Source organism: Phyllobacterium sophorae (assembly GCF_003010965.1).
Lineage (GTDB): Bacteria > Pseudomonadota > Alphaproteobacteria > Rhizobiales > Rhizobiaceae > Phyllobacterium > Phyllobacterium sophorae.
Map to the genome: position 1 here is coordinate 140,188 of NZ_PGGM01000008.1, position 17,802 is coordinate 157,989.

Annotated in this window: 18 protein-coding genes; 16 read left to right on the forward strand and 2 right to left on the reverse strand. The window is 58.5% G+C overall.

All coding sequences use genetic code 11. The annotated features are described in order from the left end of the window. Window positions 1-6: 6 nt before the first annotated feature. Complete coding sequence (gene gcvA, locus CU103_RS17825; protein ID WP_106665385.1) at window positions 7-1,053, reverse strand: transcriptional regulator GcvA; 1,047 nt, start codon at window positions 1,051-1,053, stop codon at window positions 7-9. A 212-nt stretch (window positions 1,054-1,265) separates the two neighbouring features. On the opposite strand from gcvA, the gene speB reads away from it, so the two are divergent. The 10 genes from speB (at window position 1,266) to CU103_RS17875 (ending at window position 10,359) form a co-directional block, all read left to right on the forward strand. After that, the gene (gene speB, locus CU103_RS17830) at window positions 1,266-2,327 is read left to right on the forward strand and encodes an agmatinase (RefSeq protein ID WP_106665386.1); all 1,062 of its coding nucleotides are present in this window, start codon (window positions 1,266-1,268) and stop codon (window positions 2,325-2,327) included. Between the two features lie 96 nt (window positions 2,328-2,423). Next, on the forward strand, window positions 2,424-3,233 hold the full coding sequence (locus CU103_RS17835; protein ID WP_106665387.1) for a transporter substrate-binding domain-containing protein: 810 nt from the start codon (window positions 2,424-2,426) through the stop codon (window positions 3,231-3,233). 3 nt (window positions 3,234-3,236) lie between these two features. Beyond that, on the forward strand, window positions 3,237-3,905 hold the full coding sequence (locus tag CU103_RS17840) for an amino acid ABC transporter permease (RefSeq protein WP_162707123.1): 669 nt from the start codon (window positions 3,237-3,239) through the stop codon (window positions 3,903-3,905). Continuing rightward, complete coding sequence (locus CU103_RS17845) at window positions 3,902-4,552, forward strand: amino acid ABC transporter permease (RefSeq protein WP_106665388.1); 651 nt, start codon at window positions 3,902-3,904, stop codon at window positions 4,550-4,552. The genes CU103_RS17840 and CU103_RS17845 overlap by 4 nt, the downstream gene beginning before the upstream one ends. A gap of 74 nt (window positions 4,553-4,626) precedes the next feature. Further along, window positions 4,627-5,715, forward strand: coding sequence for an ABC transporter substrate-binding protein (locus tag CU103_RS17850; protein WP_162739840.1), 1,089 nt, complete (start codon window positions 4,627-4,629; stop codon window positions 5,713-5,715). Window positions 5,716-5,788: 73 nt separating this feature from the next. Further along, the gene (locus tag CU103_RS17855) at window positions 5,789-6,826 is read left to right on the forward strand and encodes an ABC transporter ATP-binding protein (RefSeq protein ID WP_106665389.1); all 1,038 of its coding nucleotides are present in this window, start codon (window positions 5,789-5,791) and stop codon (window positions 6,824-6,826) included. Next, window positions 6,823-7,677 carry an ABC transporter permease gene (locus tag CU103_RS17860; protein WP_106665390.1) on the forward strand — a complete coding sequence of 285 codons (855 nt, stop codon included), beginning with the start codon at window positions 6,823-6,825 and terminating at the stop codon, window positions 7,675-7,677. The genes CU103_RS17855 and CU103_RS17860 overlap by 4 nt, the downstream gene beginning before the upstream one ends. After that, window positions 7,674-8,474, forward strand: coding sequence for an ABC transporter permease (locus CU103_RS17865; protein ID WP_106665391.1), 801 nt, complete (start codon window positions 7,674-7,676; stop codon window positions 8,472-8,474). Before CU103_RS17860 ends, CU103_RS17865 begins: the two co-directional genes overlap by 4 nt. Beyond that, window positions 8,471-9,250, forward strand: a complete 780-nt coding sequence (locus tag CU103_RS17870; RefSeq protein WP_106665392.1) for a carbon-nitrogen hydrolase family protein — start codon at window positions 8,471-8,473, stop codon at window positions 9,248-9,250. The genes CU103_RS17865 and CU103_RS17870 overlap by 4 nt, the downstream gene beginning before the upstream one ends. Beyond that, on the forward strand, window positions 9,247-10,359 hold the full coding sequence (locus tag CU103_RS17875; RefSeq protein ID WP_106665393.1) for an NAD(P)/FAD-dependent oxidoreductase: 1,113 nt from the start codon (window positions 9,247-9,249) through the stop codon (window positions 10,357-10,359). Before CU103_RS17870 ends, CU103_RS17875 begins: the two co-directional genes overlap by 4 nt. Here the strand turns inward: CU103_RS17875 and CU103_RS17880 are convergent, their stop codons facing one another. After that, window positions 10,360-11,271: a LysR family transcriptional regulator gene (locus CU103_RS17880; protein ID WP_106665394.1), complete on the reverse strand. Its 912-nt coding sequence runs from the start codon at window positions 11,269-11,271 to the stop codon at window positions 10,360-10,362. 302 nt (window positions 11,272-11,573) lie between these two features. On the opposite strand from CU103_RS17880, the gene CU103_RS17885 reads away from it, so the two are divergent. Genes CU103_RS17885 through CU103_RS17910 form a run of 6 tightly spaced genes read left to right on the forward strand, consistent with a single transcriptional unit; the run spans window position 11,574 to window position 17,782 of the window. Then, window positions 11,574-12,779, forward strand: a complete 1,206-nt coding sequence (locus CU103_RS17885) for an ABC transporter substrate-binding protein (protein ID WP_106665395.1) — start codon at window positions 11,574-11,576, stop codon at window positions 12,777-12,779. Between the two features lie 3 nt (window positions 12,780-12,782). Continuing rightward, window positions 12,783-13,604 (forward strand): ABC transporter ATP-binding protein, encoded by an 822-nt coding sequence (locus CU103_RS17890; RefSeq protein ID WP_245448862.1) that lies wholly within the window; start codon window positions 12,783-12,785, stop codon window positions 13,602-13,604. After that, window positions 13,597-14,307: an ABC transporter ATP-binding protein gene (locus CU103_RS17895; RefSeq protein WP_106665396.1), complete on the forward strand. Its 711-nt coding sequence runs from the start codon at window positions 13,597-13,599 to the stop codon at window positions 14,305-14,307. The genes CU103_RS17890 and CU103_RS17895 overlap by 8 nt, the downstream gene beginning before the upstream one ends. Before the next feature lie 4 nt (window positions 14,308-14,311). Continuing rightward, a complete protein-coding gene (locus CU103_RS17900) occupies window positions 14,312-15,199 on the forward strand; it encodes a branched-chain amino acid ABC transporter permease (protein WP_106665397.1) in 888 nt (295 codons plus the stop codon). A 55-nt stretch (window positions 15,200-15,254) separates the two neighbouring features. Continuing rightward, a complete protein-coding gene (locus CU103_RS17905; RefSeq protein WP_245448879.1) occupies window positions 15,255-16,184 on the forward strand; it encodes a branched-chain amino acid ABC transporter permease in 930 nt (309 codons plus the stop codon). 5 nt (window positions 16,185-16,189) lie between these two features. Then, window positions 16,190-17,782 (forward strand): GMC family oxidoreductase, encoded by a 1,593-nt coding sequence (locus CU103_RS17910; protein WP_106665399.1) that lies wholly within the window; start codon window positions 16,190-16,192, stop codon window positions 17,780-17,782. Window positions 17,783-17,802: the final 20 nt, after the last annotated feature.

The window sequence follows — 17,802 nt, forward strand, 5'->3', positions numbered from 1 at the left end:
AAAGTCCTATCGGATATCAATCTTGGCCCGGCGCTTGTGCGAACGATCGGGGCGTCTTGGGCGTGTCGTCGGAATGGAGGGTGGTGCCGCGAGGCGCTCCGGTGCGCTCACCTTGCCGTTGCGGCGGCGGATGATCCGGCGTGCCGACGTTTGCGGCTCGGTGATCGTATCGGCTTCCAGCGAGGCAAAGAGCCAGTCGATGAAAACCTTGACGATGGGCGCGTTGCGCACCTCGTTGCGGCAGGCGACATAGAAGGCATTGTTCGCGGGTACCGTGAGATCGAACGGCACGATCAGTTCGCCTTTGGCAATAAGGTTGCTTGCCGTGATCGTATCGCCGAGCGCAACGCCCTGGCCGTAAAGGGCAGCCTCGGTGGAGAGGCGAGCATCGCTCATGAAATGCTGGGCCCCGCGGGCATGCTCGGTCGCGTCGGCCGCGGCCAGCCAGGTGTTCCACTCGCGTCCATCATCACCATGCAGGAGAACATGGTTGCGCAAGTCGCGCACGGACCGTAACGGCCGCATGTTGAGCAGAGTCGGACTGGCGACAGGAAAAAGTTTCAGCGTGGTCCAAAGCCGTATCCAGCAATCGGTCCAATTGCCATGCCCGTACAGCACACAGACATCGACATCCGCCGAGCGCAGATGGTCGGGCTCGTTTGCGGCGATCAGCGTCAGGCGGATATCCGGATATTGCTCGGTAAACTGGTTCATGCGCGGGATGAGCCAGAGCGACAGAAGTGCCGGTACGCAGGTGACGGTCAGCTCGCCACTCGTCGTCGGGCGTTTGATCAGCGCCGTCGTGCTTGCAATGTCCTCGAATGCCCTCGAAACGGTCGGAAGAAGCAATGCCCCCTGCGGGGTGAGCTTCAGGCGCTGCGCGCCACGTTCGAACAGCTGGACATCAAGGATTGCCTCCAATGCCTTGATCTGATGGCTGATCGCGCCATGCGTGACATTGAGTTCACGCGCAGCGGCCGTCACGGAGCCATGGCGTGCCGTCGCCTCGAAGGCGCGCAAGGGGTTCAGCGGGGGCAAGCGGCCTGGCGTCATAGGACTCCATTAGCGGTCAAACGCGATAAAGTCATGTGAGATTTTCTCACAATGGAGGCTATAACAATGTCAATTGCTTTTCTATCTGATTTGCAATGATAATGCTGCCAACGAGGCAAAATGCCCGGGGAACAGACGGCGACGGATTATCTGGCATTCTTCGCATTTCAATCCGCTCCTACCCCCGCGCATGAAGACAATGGGATACCGTCATGGCATCATGGGACGAAAAGAAGCTGAGCGAGTTGCGCGCCAAGTATGGCGAGAGCCATGGCGGTGAATTGTTCGACCCGACATTCCGCAAGGTTGCAGACAAGATCTTTTCCAAGAGCGGTACACGCCTTGCCCCCTATGCCGGCGTTCCGACCTTCCTGACTGCGCCCCACATGCCCGTCGATGCCACCAATCCGGATTTCGGTAATCTTCAGGTCGCCATGATCGGTGTGCCGATGGACCTTGGCGTTACCAACCGCACCGGCTCGCGTTTCGGTCCGCGGGCACTGCGCACCATTGAGCGCATTGGCCCCTACAATCATGTTCTCCAATGCGCCCCGGTATTCGACCTGCGCGTTGCCGATATTGGTGATGTGCCCTTCGCCAGCCGCTACCGGCTGGAGCAGAGCCATGACGATATCGAGCGCCGCATCAATCAGATCGTCGATGCCGGCGTGGTCCCCCTTTCGGTCGGCGGCGACCATTCGATCACGCATCCGATCATGAAGGCCGTCGGCAAGCAGCGTCCTGTCGGCATGATTCACATCGATGCGCATTGCGACACGGGCGGCGCATTCGACCAGACGAAATTCCATCATGGCGGTCCTTTCCGCAACGCGGTTCTCGACGGCGTGCTCGACCCGAGCCGCACGATCCAGATCGGCATTCGCGGCTCTGCGGAATATTTGTGGGAATTCTCCTACGAATCGGGAATGACCGTGATCCACGCGGAAGAAGTGACTGGTCTTGGCATTCCCGCCATTATCGAAAAGGCGCGAGCCATCGTCGGCGACGGCCCAACCTATCTTTCTTTTGACGTTGACAGCCTCGATCCAAGTTTTGCGCCAGGTACCGGCACGCCGGAAGTCGGCGGCCTGACGACACGTGAAGTGCTGGAGCTCATCCGCGGCCTCAAGGGTATCAATCTCGTCGGCGGCGACGTGGTCGAAGTCGCACCGCAATATGACGCGACGACGAACACTGCCCATGCCGGCGCGCAGGTTCTGTTCGAGATTCTCAGCCTGATGGTGTTCAGCCCGTTTGTTCAGGGTAAGGGATGATGTCCATGCAACTGCAAAGCCAGCGAATGATGAGGCTTTTAATGGCGTAACAGCCGGATTGTCCTCATCGATCAAATAACAATGAAGGGGAATAAAATGACAATCTACAAGACACTGCGATCATCTTTTGCAGCCTTGCTGCTGCTCAGCGGCGCGAGCATCGGCATTGCCACGAATGCGGCCCAGGCCGATGCGATCGACGACATCACCAAGGCGGGCGTGCTTAATGTCGGCGTTTTTTCTGATTTCCCGCCTTTCTCTTCAGCCAGTGCGGACATGACGCTGAAGGGCTACGACATGGATGTAGCACAAGCTCTCGCTGATGCGCTGAAGGTCAAGCTCAATCCTGTCGCGGTGACCGGCCAGAACCGCATTCCCTACCTGACGGAACACCGCGTCGACCTGCTGATGAGCGTCGGCTACAGCAAGGAACGCGAACAGGTCATCGATTTTGCGGCGGCCTACGCACCTTACTATATTGCGGTCATTGGCCCAAAGGCGCTTGAGGTGAAGGGCAAGGACGACCTTGCCGGCAAGAGCATCGCCGTCAATCGCGGCACGCTGGAGGATACGTCGCTAACCGCGGTGGTTCCCGCCTCTGCCGACGTCAAGCGCTTCGACAACTACAACTCGGTGATCCAGGCCTTCATTTCCGGGCAAACACAGCTGATGGTTGTCGGCAATGATGTCGGAGCACAGGTTCTTGCCCGACAGGAGGCGCTTGCTCCCGAACAGAAGTTCCAGCTCTTGACATCGCCATCCCACATTGCGCTCAACAAGAAAGAGGATCGTCTCAAGCAGGCCATCAACGATACCGTTGCCAAGATGCTGACTGACGGAAGCCTGAACAAGAGCTCGCAAGCCTGGCTGAAGACACCGCTCAATCCCGAGAACCTCAAGGATTAGGCGGTGGGCTACGCGCTCGACTTTGGCTGGTTGAATGGCGCACTCGGGATGATCGCCAGTGGCGCGGCCATGACGATCTTCCTGATCGTCGTGACCTCCGTCATTGGCACGATCCTGAGCATTTTTGGAGCGACTGCCCGGCGCAGCCGCTACCCGATCCTGCAAAAAGCCGTCGGCGCTTATGTCGAGCTCATTCGCAATACACCCTTTCTGGTGCAGCTGTTCTTCATTTTCTTCGGCCTGCCCCGGCTCGGAATACGGCTCGACCCTGTCGTAGCCGCCATGCTGGCCATGACGCTGAACATGGCCGCCTACACGACGGAGATCGTCGGCGCCGGTCTTGACGCCGTGCCCAAAGGCCAGAAGGAAGCAGCCGCCGCATTGGGCCTGCAGCCCTGGCTGGTGTTCGTCAAGATCGTGCTGCCGCAGGCGCTGAAAGTCATCTTTCCGGCTCTCACCAGCCAGATCGTCATCATGATGCTGGAGTCAGCCGTCGTCTCGCAGATCGCGGTGCGCGAACTGACATATGAGGCCGACATGCTGCAGGCCCGGACCTTCCGTGCCTTCGAAACCTATTTCATCGTCACGCTGGTCTATCTCGCGATGAGCATTGGCCTGCGCCGGTTGCTGTTTGCGGCCGGGCGCCGCGCGATCGCCGGAGGCATGGCATGATCGAGTTCACCTTCTGGGACATACTGCGCAATCTCCTGCTGGCAGCCCGCTGGACGATCCTGCTCTCCATTGTCGCTTTTGCCGGCGGAGCGATTGCCGGCGTGGCAATCCTGCTGCTGCGCATATCCAAGCGGCGCTGGCTGCGGCGCGCCGGCGAATATTACATCGGCCTCTTTCAGGGGACACCGCTGCTGATGCAGCTGTTCCTGCTGTTTTTCGGTCTGCCGCTGTTGGGTTTCCGCATCGAGGCGTGGACGGCTGCCGTTCTTGGATTGACACTTTGCGCCAGCGCCTATCTTGCTGAAATCTGGCGCGGCGGTGTGCAATCCCTGCCAAACGGACAATGGGACGCGGGGAGCAGTCTCGGTTTGCACTATGTCGCACAGCTGCGGCTCATCATCCTGCCGCAGGCGTTTGCCATCACGCGCGCACCCACTGTGGGCTTTCTGGTGCAGCTGATCAAAAGCACTGCGCTGACCTCCATCATCGGATTCGAAGAATTGGTCCGCACTTCAAATGCCATCAACAATGCAACTTTTGCACCTTTTACAGTCTACGGGCTGGTAGCTCTGATCTATTTTGTTCTGTGCTACCCGCTGACGCGCTATACAAAGATATTGGAGCTTCGGACCGCGCGCCAGCATTGAATTGCGGGATGAGATTAGACAAAAACAGAAGAGGGAATCGGCCAGAGAACTGGCCTGAAAAGGAGATTAAGAGAATGGACAATATTCTGAAAAAAAGCGTCAGCCGCCGCGCGGTGCTCGGTACCGGTGTCATGGCCGCTGCCGTTCTGGCCATGCCCAGTATCCTGCGGGCGCAGGACAAGTCCCTGAAGGTGGGCGTCTATGGCGGCTACTTCAAGGATTCCTTCGACAAGAACATCTTCCCGGAATTCACCAAGGCGACAGGCATTGCGGTTGAATCCGTGGCCGAGCCGACCGGCGAAGCCTGGCTGGTGCAGCTTGAACAGGCCTCCAAGGCGGGCGCCGCTCCCGCAGATATCTCGATGATGTCACAGGTGGCCATGCTCAAGGGCCAGACGACCAAGCTGTGGACCCCGCTCGATATGGCGAAAATCCCCAACGCGAAGAACCTGCTCGATCGCTTCGTCAACAAGTATCCGGATGGAGCCGTGGCCGGTATCGGGGCGGTCTCGTGGTACATCACGCTGGTGACCAATACTGATGTCTACAAGGAAGCACCGACCTCATGGGCGGCCTTCTGGGACAAGGCCAATGCCGACAAGCTCGGCCTGCTGGCCCTGGTTTCCAATTCCTTTCTCCTGGAAATCACCGCAAAGACCTTCTTCGGCGGCACCAACGCTCTCGACACGGAAGAGGGCCTGTTGAAAGCCTTCGACAAGCTGGCCGAAGTCAAGCCGAATGTGCGTCTTTGGTATCGCGATGAAGCCCAGTTCGAGCAGTCGCTGAAGTCCGGTGAAATCCCGATGGGCCAGTACTATCACGACGTCACAGGTCTCGCCGCTTCGGAAGGTCACCCGGTTCGCTCGACTTTCCCGAAAGAAGGCGGTGTGCAGGATTCGGGTTGCTGGGCGCTGTCTCGCGCATCGAAGAAGGTCGAGGAGGCCCATATCTTCATCGACTATATGAGCCAGCCTGCCATCCAGGCGACGCTATCGCGCAAGGTCGGCACGTCGCCGACGGTCAAGCGCGAGTTGCTTGATCTGAACGACAAGGAATTTGCCGCAGTCTCGTCAGATATCGAGCCCATCATTCCACGCTACGACCTCTATACCACCAAGGCCGACTGGCTGAACCAGAAATGGACTGAGCTGATCGTTGGATAACGCTTTGCCTCACGCCACCCTTTGTCCCACGGACGAAGGGTGGCGCTGACGACAATCAAAGGATGAGGGACCGATGTCCGGACTGGTATTGAACAATGTCACCAAGCAATTCGGGACATTCACCGCAGTGGAGAATGTTCAGCTGGCCGTGCCGCACGGGACATTCGTGTGCCTGCTTGGGCCGTCGGGTTGCGGCAAGACCACGCTGTTGCGCATGATCGCCGGGCTTGAGGATCCGACCAACGGTGCCATCCTGCTTGATGGCGCCGACATTACCCGCGTACCGACACACAAGCGCAATCTTGGCATGGTGTTTCAATCTCTGGCACTCTTCCCGCATCTGAGCGTGGGCGAAAACATTGCCTACCCGCTACGCATTCGCGGTGCTCCTCGCGCGGACCAGCAAAAGCGCGTCGACGAATTGCTCACGCTGATCCACCTGTCCGGCTATGGCGGCCGGCCCGTGTCGAAATTGTCCGGGGGCCAGCGCCAGCGCGTAGCCATCGCCCGGGCACTGGCGCTTTCACCAAGGCTTTTCCTGCTCGACGAACCGCTGTCCGCCCTCGACGCAAAACTGCGCGAGGCCATGCAGGTCGAACTGCGCCAGCTTCAGCAGAAGCTCGGCATCACCACCATTGTTGTCACCCATGATCAGCGCGAGGCTATGACCATGGCCGATACGGTCGTGGTCATGAATGGCGGGCATATCCGGCAGGCCGCTTCGCCGATCGAAATCTACCGCAAGCCCGCTGATACATTTGTGGCCGACTTTATCGGGTCGACCAACCTCATAGAGACCCGAGCCGACAGCTCCGGTGCGGCCACCATATTCGGCCACCGCGTCCAGGGCCTGGTCCTTCCGGCAGGGGCACAAAAGGCCACCATATCCGTGCGGCCGGAAGACGTGCATCTGACCGCGCCGGGTAATGGCTCGATCGATGGAACAGTCACCTTCGTCCGCGACCTTGGCGGCACCATCGAAACCTTTGTCGAAGCCGGCGGCCAGCAGATTATTGCGGTGTCGACGCCGCGCGAGCGGCCCGAGGTCGTTGCCGGACAAGCCGTCGGCATCTCCCTGTCGCCCGACGTTTGCGTGGTACTGAAGCAATGAAGCGCGAGCCTCCCCAAACCGTCGCCGATTATGGGCCGCTGTTCTTCCCTGCCGGCATGTTGCTGCTCTTTTTTGTCGTCCCGTTTGGCACGATGATTGCCGTCAGCTTTTTTCAGCGCCAGGAAGGTGGTTTCTACACACCGGCATTCGTGTTGTCCAATTATGAGCGCTTTCTCAGTGCCTTTTTTGGCGGCGTACTTGGCTTTTCGCTGATGCTTGCCATTACGGTCGCCATCTGCTGTGTGGTGCTGGCACTGCCCTTCACCTATCTTCTCAGCAGGCTGACACGGCGCCTTCAGGTGTTCTGGCTCGTGGCGCTGCTGTCAGTGCTATCGCTGTCGGAAGTCATCATCGGCTTCGCCTGGTCGACGCTGCTCTCCCGCACAGCTGGTCTCAGCAACCTGTTGGTAAAGATTGGCCTCCTCGATCAGCCTGTTGCATTGTTCCCGAGTTTTGGCGCTGTCCTCACCGGCATGGTCTATCAGGCCCTGCCCTACACGATCCTTGTGCTTTATCCCGCCATCGTGCGGCTTGATCCAACCCTGATGGAAGCAGCACGAACGCTGGGATCTTCGCCGATCCGCGCCTTTTTCAATGTACTGGTGCCAGCGCTGCGCAACACCATCATGGCGACGCTGATCATGGTGTTCATCTTCGCGCTTGGCTCCTACCTCCTGCCGCAAATCCTCGGCCGCCCGCAGCATTGGACCCTTTCGGTGCTCATCACCGATCAGGCGATCTATCAATCCAACATGCCGTTCGCCGCGGCGATGGCAGTGTTTCTTGTGCTCGTCACGCTCGGGCTCGTGGCGCTGACATTGCTTATCGGACGCAAGGGAGAAAAGGCATGATGCTCTGGCTCAGACGCTTTTATTTCCTGGTCATCGGCCTTTTTCTCAGCTTGCCCCTGATCGTGGTGGCCGGCGTATCCGTCAATGCCAAGCAGACGCTGGCCTTCCCGCCGCAAGGTTTTTCGCTCAGCTGGTACGGTGAGATCTTTAGCAACCCTGAATGGCGCGCTGCCCTCGTTGCGTCTGTCGTTCTGGCCACGACGTCTGCCGCGCTGGCAGTGCTGATTGCATTGCCGCTGTCGTGGTTTTTGTGGCGGCGCATAGCGCCCTGGGCGAATATCTTCCAGGTGCTGGGCATCGCGCCCTTCACGCTGCCACCGGTTATCACGGCTCTCGGCCTTTTGACTTTCTGGGCAACAACGGGTTTCTATGGTCAGCCCTGGACGGCGGTGATCGGCCACGCAATCTTTTTCGTGACGCTGCCACTGGTAACGCTTTCGCTTGGCTTTTCCGCCATCGACCGTTCCTTCGTGGAGGCAGCAGCAACGATGGGGGCCGATGACCGTACGGTATTCCGCACGGTCGTTTTGCCGTTGATCCTGCCCTATCTGGTCTCCGGCTATGCCTTCGCCTTCGTGCTATCGCTTAACGAGTATATCGTTGCCTATATGACGGTAGGGTTCACTCTGGAAACATTGCCGATCAAGATTTTCAACGCACTGCGCTATGGTTACACCCCGACGATGGCCTCTGTCACGATCCTGTTCGTCGCCACAGCCGCCGTGATCTTTTCGCTCGTTGCCAAGTTCGGTGATCTGCCCAAGCTGCTTGGGGCCATGGCTTCGGATGATTCATGATGCGTATCGCGGCACTGCAAATGCAATCGGTCACCAGCGACGTGCAAGCCAATCTTGCACGCATCGAGCGCACTGCCACCGAGGCGGCAAAGGGTGGCGCTGAGCTGCTGATTACGCCTGAACTTTGCCTCCCTGGCTATGGTGCGGGTGACGCCATCACGGCGTTGGCAGAGCCGGCGAACGGCGTGCAGGTCAAGACGCTACAGGCAATATCGATGGCAACAGGCATCGCCATCATCGCCGGGTTCGCCGAGCGCGATGGTGCAGACGTTTATAACAGCGCGGCATTCGTCAATGGCAGTGCTCAGCCTTCGATCTATCGCAAGTCGCACCTTTATGGTGATTATGAGCGATCCCTGTTCAAGCCGGCAAGGCCCGCCAATTGCCTGGTCGAGTTGGGGGGGCTGAAGCTTGGCATGCTCATCTGTTACGATGTGGAATTCCCCGAAAATGTCCGTCGTCTTGCTCTAGGTGGCGCTGACATCGTTCTCGTTCCCACTGCCCTGCCCGCCGGTCCGTCCGGCACTTTCATCGCCACTCACATGATTCAGGTGCGCGCCTTCGAGAACCAGATTTTCGTTGCCTATGTTAATCACGCCGGCGCGGACGGCCGCTTTACGTTTGCCGGTCTCTCGCGCATCGCCGCTCCCGATGGCCGGCTGATAGCGGCTTGCGACGATGACACAGAGCAACTGATCTTCGCTGATATCGATCCTGCCGCCTTTGCCGCCTCGATCAACGGCAATCCCTATTTGAAAGATCTGGGTACAGCATGACCGAAACAATCGAAACGGACGTTCTCATCATTGGTGCAGGTATCGCAGGGGCTGGCGTGGCCGCGGCTTTGGCCGACACCCACAAGATCGTGATCCTCGAGCGCGAAAGCCAGCCAGGCTATCATTCTACCGGGCGGTCTGCGGCAATCTTCCTTCCCAATTACGGCAACGACGTCATTCGCGCACTCAACCATGCCAGCGCTCCGATGTTTGAACATCGCGACATCAGCCTGTTTCCTGAGCCGCTGCTGAGCAAGCGCGGCTCGCTGACGGTTGCGGACGAGAGCGGCGTCGAGGATTGCGAAGAGTTCGTGCGCAATGGTGTTGGGGTAGTGGCCATTGACGTCGATGCCGCAATCGCCATGGTGCCGATCCTCAACCGCGACTATATCAAAGCCGCCTGTTATCAGGCCGATGCCTGGGACATCGATGTCAATGCCCTGCATCAGGGTTGGTTGCGCAAAGCCGCGGCACTCGGCGTTCAAGTTTTTACGAAGTCGGACATCGCGAGCGCCCGGCACATTGCCGGGCAATGGCGGGTCGAAACGGCCAACCGGACATTCCGCGCCCAAACGGTGGTCAATGCATCGGGCGCCTGGGCCGACATGACCGCGCAGCGCTTCGGGGTTCAGCCGCTTGGCTTCACGCCCATGCGCCGGACCATCGCCGTGCTGCCGGCTCCGGATAATTACGACACAAGGGGCTGGCCGCTGGTCGATGACGTCAATGAGGCCTGGTACATGAAGCCGGATGGCGGACGGCTGTTCGTCTCGCCTTGCGACGAAACCCCGGTGGAACCGCATGACGCCTTTGTTGACGACATGATCCTTGCCGAAGGGCTCTATCGTTACGAGCAGGCCGTCACCACACCGGTTACCCGCGTCGAGAGCAGCTGGGCGGGTTTGCGCACCTTCGCACCGGACCGCACGCCGGTGGCAGGTTTTGACCGCAAGGTCGGCGGATTCTTCTGGCTCGCCGGGCAAGGCGGTTACGGGATCCAGACGGCCCCAGCCCTTTCTGCTCTTGCCGCAGCGCTTATCCGCGGTCACGCGCCAGAGACAGCAGTTGAAACGCTTCTCCCACTGCTGTCTCCTGCCCGCTTTGCCTGATCAGTCCAGAAGCGGTTGACCGGCAAAGATTGCCGCCTGGCTTTCCAGCTCCGACTTGATGAAGTTGCTCAAGGCGCGTATGCGCGGCGTGCTGACGATATCGTCATGGCAGATCAACCAGTAATCGCGATTGAGGTGCAACTGCTGAGGCATGACTGGCACGAGCTCCGGATAGTTGCAGGCAATATAATAGGGCAGAATGCAAAGCCCAAAGCCTGTTCGCGTCGCACTGAGCTGGGCGAAAATACTGGAACTTTGATAGGACGCGCGCAACCCAGGCAGGATCTCCCGCATATAATCGAGACCCGGCGTAAAGATCATGTCTTCGATATAGCCGATGAACCGGTGGCTGGAGAGATCGGATTGCTGCCGGATCGCTGGATGGCGGGAGAGATAATCCTGCGAACCGTAGATAAACAGGCGGTAGGGCATCAGCTTTTCCTGATAGTACGGACCTGTTCTCGTGGCATGCAGGGTAATGGACAAATCCGCTTCACGCCGTGACAGCGACACGATCTGCTGGATCGTCACCATTTCAACGGACAGACCGGGATAGGACTGCGCCATGATTGGCAGGCGGTCAGCCAGAAAGAAATTGGCAAACCCTTCCAGGATGCTCAAGCGAACGACGCCGCTGAGTGAAATTGTTCCCCCCGACGCTTCGTTCTGGAAGCGATCAGCCTCACGTTCCATGATTTCGGCGGATTCAATCAGTTTTTCGCCGAGCGCCGTCAGGATATAGCCGCGCGGGTTCCGTTCGAACAGGCGCGCCGACAGGGCCTCCTCCAACCGGTCGATCCGCCGTGAAACCGTGACATGGTTGGTGCGCAGCCGCCGTGCAGCGGTGGTCAATTGTCCAGTACGGGCGACAGCAAGGAAGTACTGCAAATCATCCCAGGTGAATTGACGCATCGCCTGCTTTCGCTCTGTGTGCATTTTTGTACTTATTATGTGCGAAAATAGATGTTTGTGTACCTATTTGTCAATGTTACAGTTTTTTCCAACAGCATGGTTGCCGGTCGGGAGAAACAGGGCAATCATGGGGTGAGTATTTGTCCGGCGCGAAAACAAGCTGCCGGACCGAGGAGGAGAATAGCAGCGAGACGCGGCAATATCCGCACGGTCTCTATCGCATTTTTCAATTGAGCCAGTTCGTCCGCGACAGCCATCATGGGATGGACCTGTGAGCGGTCAATTTTTGGGAGGAAGTACGGATGAAATTACTAACGATTGCAACGGCGGCGCTGATGGCGGCGACGGTTATTCCCGCAGCAAGTGCGGAACTTTCCGACGGCAAGGTCAAGATCGGCATCCTCAATGACCAGTCCGGCGTTTATGCGGATTTTGGTGGCAAATGGTCCTATGAAGCAGCAAAAATGGCTGCCGAGGATTTCGGCGGCAAGGTGCTGGACGCACCCATTGAGATTATTACCGCCGACCACCAGAACAAGGCGGACATTGCCTCCAATATCGCCCGTCAATGGTATGATACGGAACAGGTCGACTCCATCATGGAATTGACCACGTCTTCCGTGGCACTCGCCGTGCAGGGCATTTCCAGGGAAAAGAAGAAGATCGACCTTGTCACTGGCGCAGCCACCACAGAGCTGACCGGCAAGCAATGTTCGCCCTTTGGCTTTCATTGGGCCTATGACACGCATGCCCTCGCTGTGGGTACCGGCGGCGCATTGGTCGCCCAGGGTGGTGACAGCTGGTTTTTTCTCACCGCCGATTATGCCTTCGGTTATTCCCTTGAAGAACAGACATCCAAGTTCGTAACCTCCAAGGGCGGTAAGGTGGTCGGCACCGTGCGCCATCCGCTGGCAACGACAGACTACTCCTCATTCCTGCTGCAGGCCCAATCGTCCGGCGCCAAGGTCATCGGCCTCGCCAATGCTGGCCTGGACACCGCCAACGCGATCAAACAGGCTGCGGAATTTGGCATCGTCTCCGGCGGCCAGCGCCTGGCCGCGCTCCTCTTTACCCTGGCCGAAGTGAACGGCCTCGGCCTTGAGGCAGCGCAAGGGCTGACGCTAACGGAGAGCTTCTACTGGGATCGCGACGATCAATCGCGGGAGTTTGGCCAGAAGTACTTCAAGCGTACCGGACGCATGCCGAACATGATCCAGGCCGCCACTTATTCGGGCGTAACGCAATATTTGAAGGCCATTCAGAAAGTCGGCACGGACGACACTGAAAAGGTCGCGGCGGCAATGCATGAAATGCCTGTCGACGACGTCTTTGGCCGTGGTGCCAAAGTCGGCGCCAACGGCCGGCTGATCAGCGACGTCTTCCTGATGGAAGTCAAAAAGCCCGATGAGAGCAAAGCCCCGTGGGATTACTACAAGGTTCTTGCGACGGTCCCGGGTGATGAGGCCTATATCAAACCAGCCGAAAGCGGCTGCCCGCTGGTCAACTAACGCATGACGGCTTCATTGACCAATACCGCGTTCGGGGGAGGACAATCCTCTCCCGGCGCCGGCGATGATCAGGGATCGCGCGTCGTCCTGTCTGCCCGTGGCTTGCGCCGTGATTTCGGCGGCTTCATCGCCGTCAACAATGTGGATCTCGATGTGCATCATGCAAAGGTTCACGCATTGATCGGTCCGAACGGCGCGGGTAAGACCACGGTCTTCAACCTGCTCACCAAATTCCTTCAGCCATCGAGCGGAACAATCACCCTGCTTGATCATGACATAACGAAAACCGACCCTGCCAAGGTGGCCCGCATGGGTCTTGTCCGTTCGTTCCAGATCTCGGCGGTGTTTCCCCATCTTACCGTTCTTGACAATGTTCGCGTTGCCCTTCAGCGCCCCGGTGGTCTTTCCACCCAGTTCTGGCTGCCCATGCGCGCGCTGGACCGGCTCAATGAACGGGCAATGGAATTGATCGAGGCGGTCGGGTTGCAGGATGCGCGCAACAATCTTGCCGCAGACCTCTCCTATGGCCGCAAGCGGGTTCTTGAAATCGCCACGACACTGGCGCTCGATCCGAAGGTGCTGCTGCTCGACGAGCCGATGGCGGGCATGGGTCATGAGGACGTCCACATCGTCTCCGATATCATCCGCGAAGTGGCCAAGGACCGCGCCATACTGATGGTTGAGCACAATCTCAAAGTCGTCGCCGACCTTTGCGACAAGGTGACGGTGCTTCAGCGCGGTGAAATCCTCACCTCGGGTGACTATCGGACTGTCAGCCAGGATGAACGCGTGCGCGTCGCCTATATGGGAACCGAACATGAGTGAGTCTCAGCCACTCCTTTGCGTGCGCGATCTTCATGCCTGGTACGGTGAAGGTCATGCGTTGCATGGTGTCAATCTGGATATTCATCAGGGCGAGACGGTCACCCTGCTTGGCCGCAATGGCGTCGGCAAGACGACGACGCTGCGCTCCATCATGGGGATCATCCGCAAGCGCACCGGTGCCATAAATTTTGATGGCAAGGACATGACACGCGTGCCGCTGCACCGGACGGCGCATGCCGGTATCGGTTTCGTGCCGGAAGAACGCGGCATCTTCGCCACGCTCTCGGTTGATGAAAACCTCAACCTTCCTCCCGTCGTTGCCAAGGGTGGCATGTCAATCGCCGAGATTTACGATCTGTTTCCCAACCTGAAGGAACGGCGCAACAGCCCCGGCACGAAACTTTCGGGCGGCGAGCAGCAGATGCTGGCGATCGCCCGTATCCTGCGCACGGGCGTCAAGCTGCTGCTTCTCGACGAACCGACGGAAGGTCTGGCTCCAGTGATTGTCCAGCGCATCGGCGAAGTTCTGGTAACCCTGAAACAGCGCGGCATGACCATTCTGCTGGTGGAACAGAATTTCCGGTTTGCCAGCAAAGTTGCAGACCGCTTCTACGTCGTCGATCACGGCAAGATCATCGACAATTTCCATGTCAGGGAGCTGCCCGACCGCATGACGATGCTCAACGAAGCCTTGGGGGTCTGACGATATGACCATGATCTTCGGCGTTCCACTCCAAGCGTTCCTTGGGCAATTGCTGATCGGCCTGATCAACGGCTCGTTCTATGCCATGCTCAGCCTCGGGCTGGCGATCATCTTCGGCCTGTTGCGCGTCATCAATTTCGCCCACGGTGCGCAGTATATGCTCGGTGCATTCGTCGGCTATCTATTGCTGGCCGAACTTGGCATCGGCTACTGGCCCGCACTCATCCTTGCACCATTGGTGGTGGGTATTGCGGGTGCCTTCGTCGAACGGGTTGCCTTGTCGCGCCTTTACAATCTGGATCACCTGTATGGTCTGCTCTTCACCTTCGGGCTTGCCCTCGTGATCGAAGGCACATTCCGTTATTATTACGGTGCGGCGGGACAACCCTATGCAGTGCCAAGTGCCCTGGCCGGCGGTTACAATCTCGGCTTCATGTTTCTGCCGAAATATCGCGCCTGGGTCGTCGTCGCTTCGCTCGTCATTTGCCTTGGCACGTGGCTGCTGATCGAGAAAACCCGCCTTGGCTCTTACTTGCGTGCGGCGACGGAGAACCCGACGCTGGTGCGGGCGTTTGGCATCAATGTCCCGCTGCTGCTGACCTTCACCTATGGTCTGGGTGCAGGGCTCGCAGGGCTCGCAGGCATCATGGCGGCACCCATCTATCAGGTCAGTCCGCTCATGGGCTCCAACATGATCATCGTGGTCTTTGCCGTCGTCGTCGTCGGTGGCATGGGATCCATTCTTGGCGCCATCGTCACCGGCTATATGCTCGGGATTTTCGAAGGGCTGACCAAGGTGTTTTATCCGGAAGCGTCGAACATCGTCATCTTCGTCATCATGGCGATCGTGCTTCTCGTTCGCCCCGCAGGCCTGTTCGGAAAGGAGGTCTGACATGACCGATGCGACCATTTCTGCTGCTGCAAAGGGCCGGTTTCTCACGCTGGAAATGGCGCTGATCCTCATCGGCATTGCCTTGCTGATCCTCGCGCCCTTCCATTTCTACCCAGTGTTCCTGATGAAGGTGCTATGCTTTGCGCTTTTCGCCTGCGCCTTTAACCTTCTGCTCGGCTATACCGGCATTTTGTCCTTCGGTCATGCCGCCTTTTTCGGTGGGGCAGCCTATTTCACCGCTCATGCCGTCAAGGAATGGGGCCTCTCGCCCGAGCTGGGTATTCTTGTTGGCGTGGCGGGGGCGACTGTCCTTGGACTCATCATCGGTTTTTTTGCGATCCGGCGCCAGGGTATCTACTCGACGATGATCACCCTGGCACTGGCACAGATGTTTTCTTTCTTCTGCCTGCAGGCTTCTTTCACACATGGCGAGGACGGCATTCAGGGTGTTCCGCGCGGCCACCTGTTTGGCTTCATCGATCTCAACCAGCCGCTGAACATGTATTTCTTCGTCCTCGCGGTCTTCCTGATCGGCATTTTCATCATCTGGCGGATCATCAATTCGCCCTTCGGCATGATCCTCAAATCCGTTCGCGAGAACGAGAACCGCGCAATATCGCTTGGCTACTCGGTCGCCCGCTATAAGCTCGCCGCGTTCGTCATGTCCGCTGCGCTGACCGGTCTTGCCGGCGGGTTGAAAGCGATCGTCTTCCAGTTCGCCACCCTTACCGACGTCAGCTGGCAGATGTCAGGCGAAGTGGTTCTCATGACATTGCTCGGTGGTATCGGAACTCTCGTCGGACCGATCTTTGGCGCCGCCCTTGTTGCTGCGCTGGAAAACTATCTTGCAACCTCCGAGTTCCCGGTTACCGTCATTACGGGCATTATCTTCATGGTCTGTGTCCTCGTCTTTCGCCGTGGCATCGTTGGCGAGCTCTACGCCTCGCGATTTGGCAAGAAGCTCGAAAGCACGCCTGAGAATTGACCCCAATGACAACCGCATACGACTATATCATCGTCGGAGCTGGAACGGCGGGCTGCACGCTCGCCAACCGTCTTTCGGAAAACAGGGACGTCTCAGTTCTTCTGCTTGAGGCTGGCGGCAGGGACAATTACCCCTGGATCCATATTCCGGTCGGCTATCTCTATTGCATCTCGAATCCCCGGACGGACTGGTGTTTTTCAACCGAGTCAGAACCCGGCCTGAACGGCCGCGTGCTCAACTATCCGCGCGGCAAGGTGCTGGGTGGGTGCTCCTCGATCAATGGCATGATCTATATGCGTGGACAGGCCCGCGATTATGACCTTTGGCGTCAGGCCGGGTGTAGCGGCTGGGGCTGGGACGATGTCCTGCCCTATTTCAAGAAATCGGAAGACTATTACCTCGGCGGCGATGATTTCCACGGTTCCGGCGGCGAATGGCGCGTCGAGGAAGCACGTTTGCATTGGGACATCCTCGATGCCTTTCGTGATGCGGCCGAAGCCGCAGGCATACCGCGCACCGATGATTTCAACCGTGGCGACAATGAAGGCTCATCCTATTTCAAGGTAAACCAGAAACGGGGTATTCGCTGGAATACGGCAAAAGCCTTTTTGCGCCCTGCCCGCAAGCGAGTGAACTTGACGGTGGAAACGGGCGCCCACGTCCGCAAGCTGGTCCTCGATGGATTGAAGGTCAACGGCGTTGAGATCGAGCAGGCCGGCGAAATTCGCCAGGTTCAATGCCGGCGCGAAGTCATACTCGCGGCTGGCGCAATCGGCTCGCCGCATATTCTCGAACTTTCTGGCATCGGTCGCGGTGATGTCCTGCAGGCTGCAGGCATCGACCCGGTTCTGGAACGACGCTGCGTCGGCGAGAACTTGCAGGACCATCTGCAACTGCGCTGTGCCTACAAAGTCACCGGCATTCCGACGCTCAACGAGAAGGCCAACCGGCTCCTTGGCAAGGCGTCAATTGCGTTCGAGTATCTGCTCAACCAGTCGGGCCCGATGTCGATGGCACCGAGCCAGCTTGGGGTGTTCACCCGCTCCGACCCATCTTTCGACACGGCCAACCTGCAGTATCACGTGCAGCCCTTGTCGCTGGAAAAGTTCGGTGAGAACGTTCATGCCTTCCCGGCCTTTACTGCGAGCGTTTGCAATCTGCGTCCCGACAGCCGCGGAACGGTGCATCTCAAAACGCCCGATCACCGCGCCCAACCGGCGATCCAGCCCAACTACCTCACGACGGCAAGCGATCGTCACGTGGCAGCCGATTCCATTCGCATCACCCGCAATATTGTCGCGCAAAAGCCGCTGCAGCGGTTCAAGCCCGAAGAATTCAAACCGGGCGCAGAATATCGCAGCGAAGAAGAACTCATTGAAGCTGCCGGCGCGATCGGCACGACGATCTTCCATCCCGTCGGAACCTGCCGCATGGGGGCTGATGCAGAGGCCGTGGTCGATCCGCAGTTGCGCGTGCGCGGCATTCAAGGGTTGCGCGTGGCTGATGCTTCGATCATGCCATCAATCACCTCTGGCAATACCAATTCGCCGACAATCATGATTGCAGAGAAAGCCGCTGAGACGATCGCCAGGGGATGATTTTGAGCAGCCATTCAATA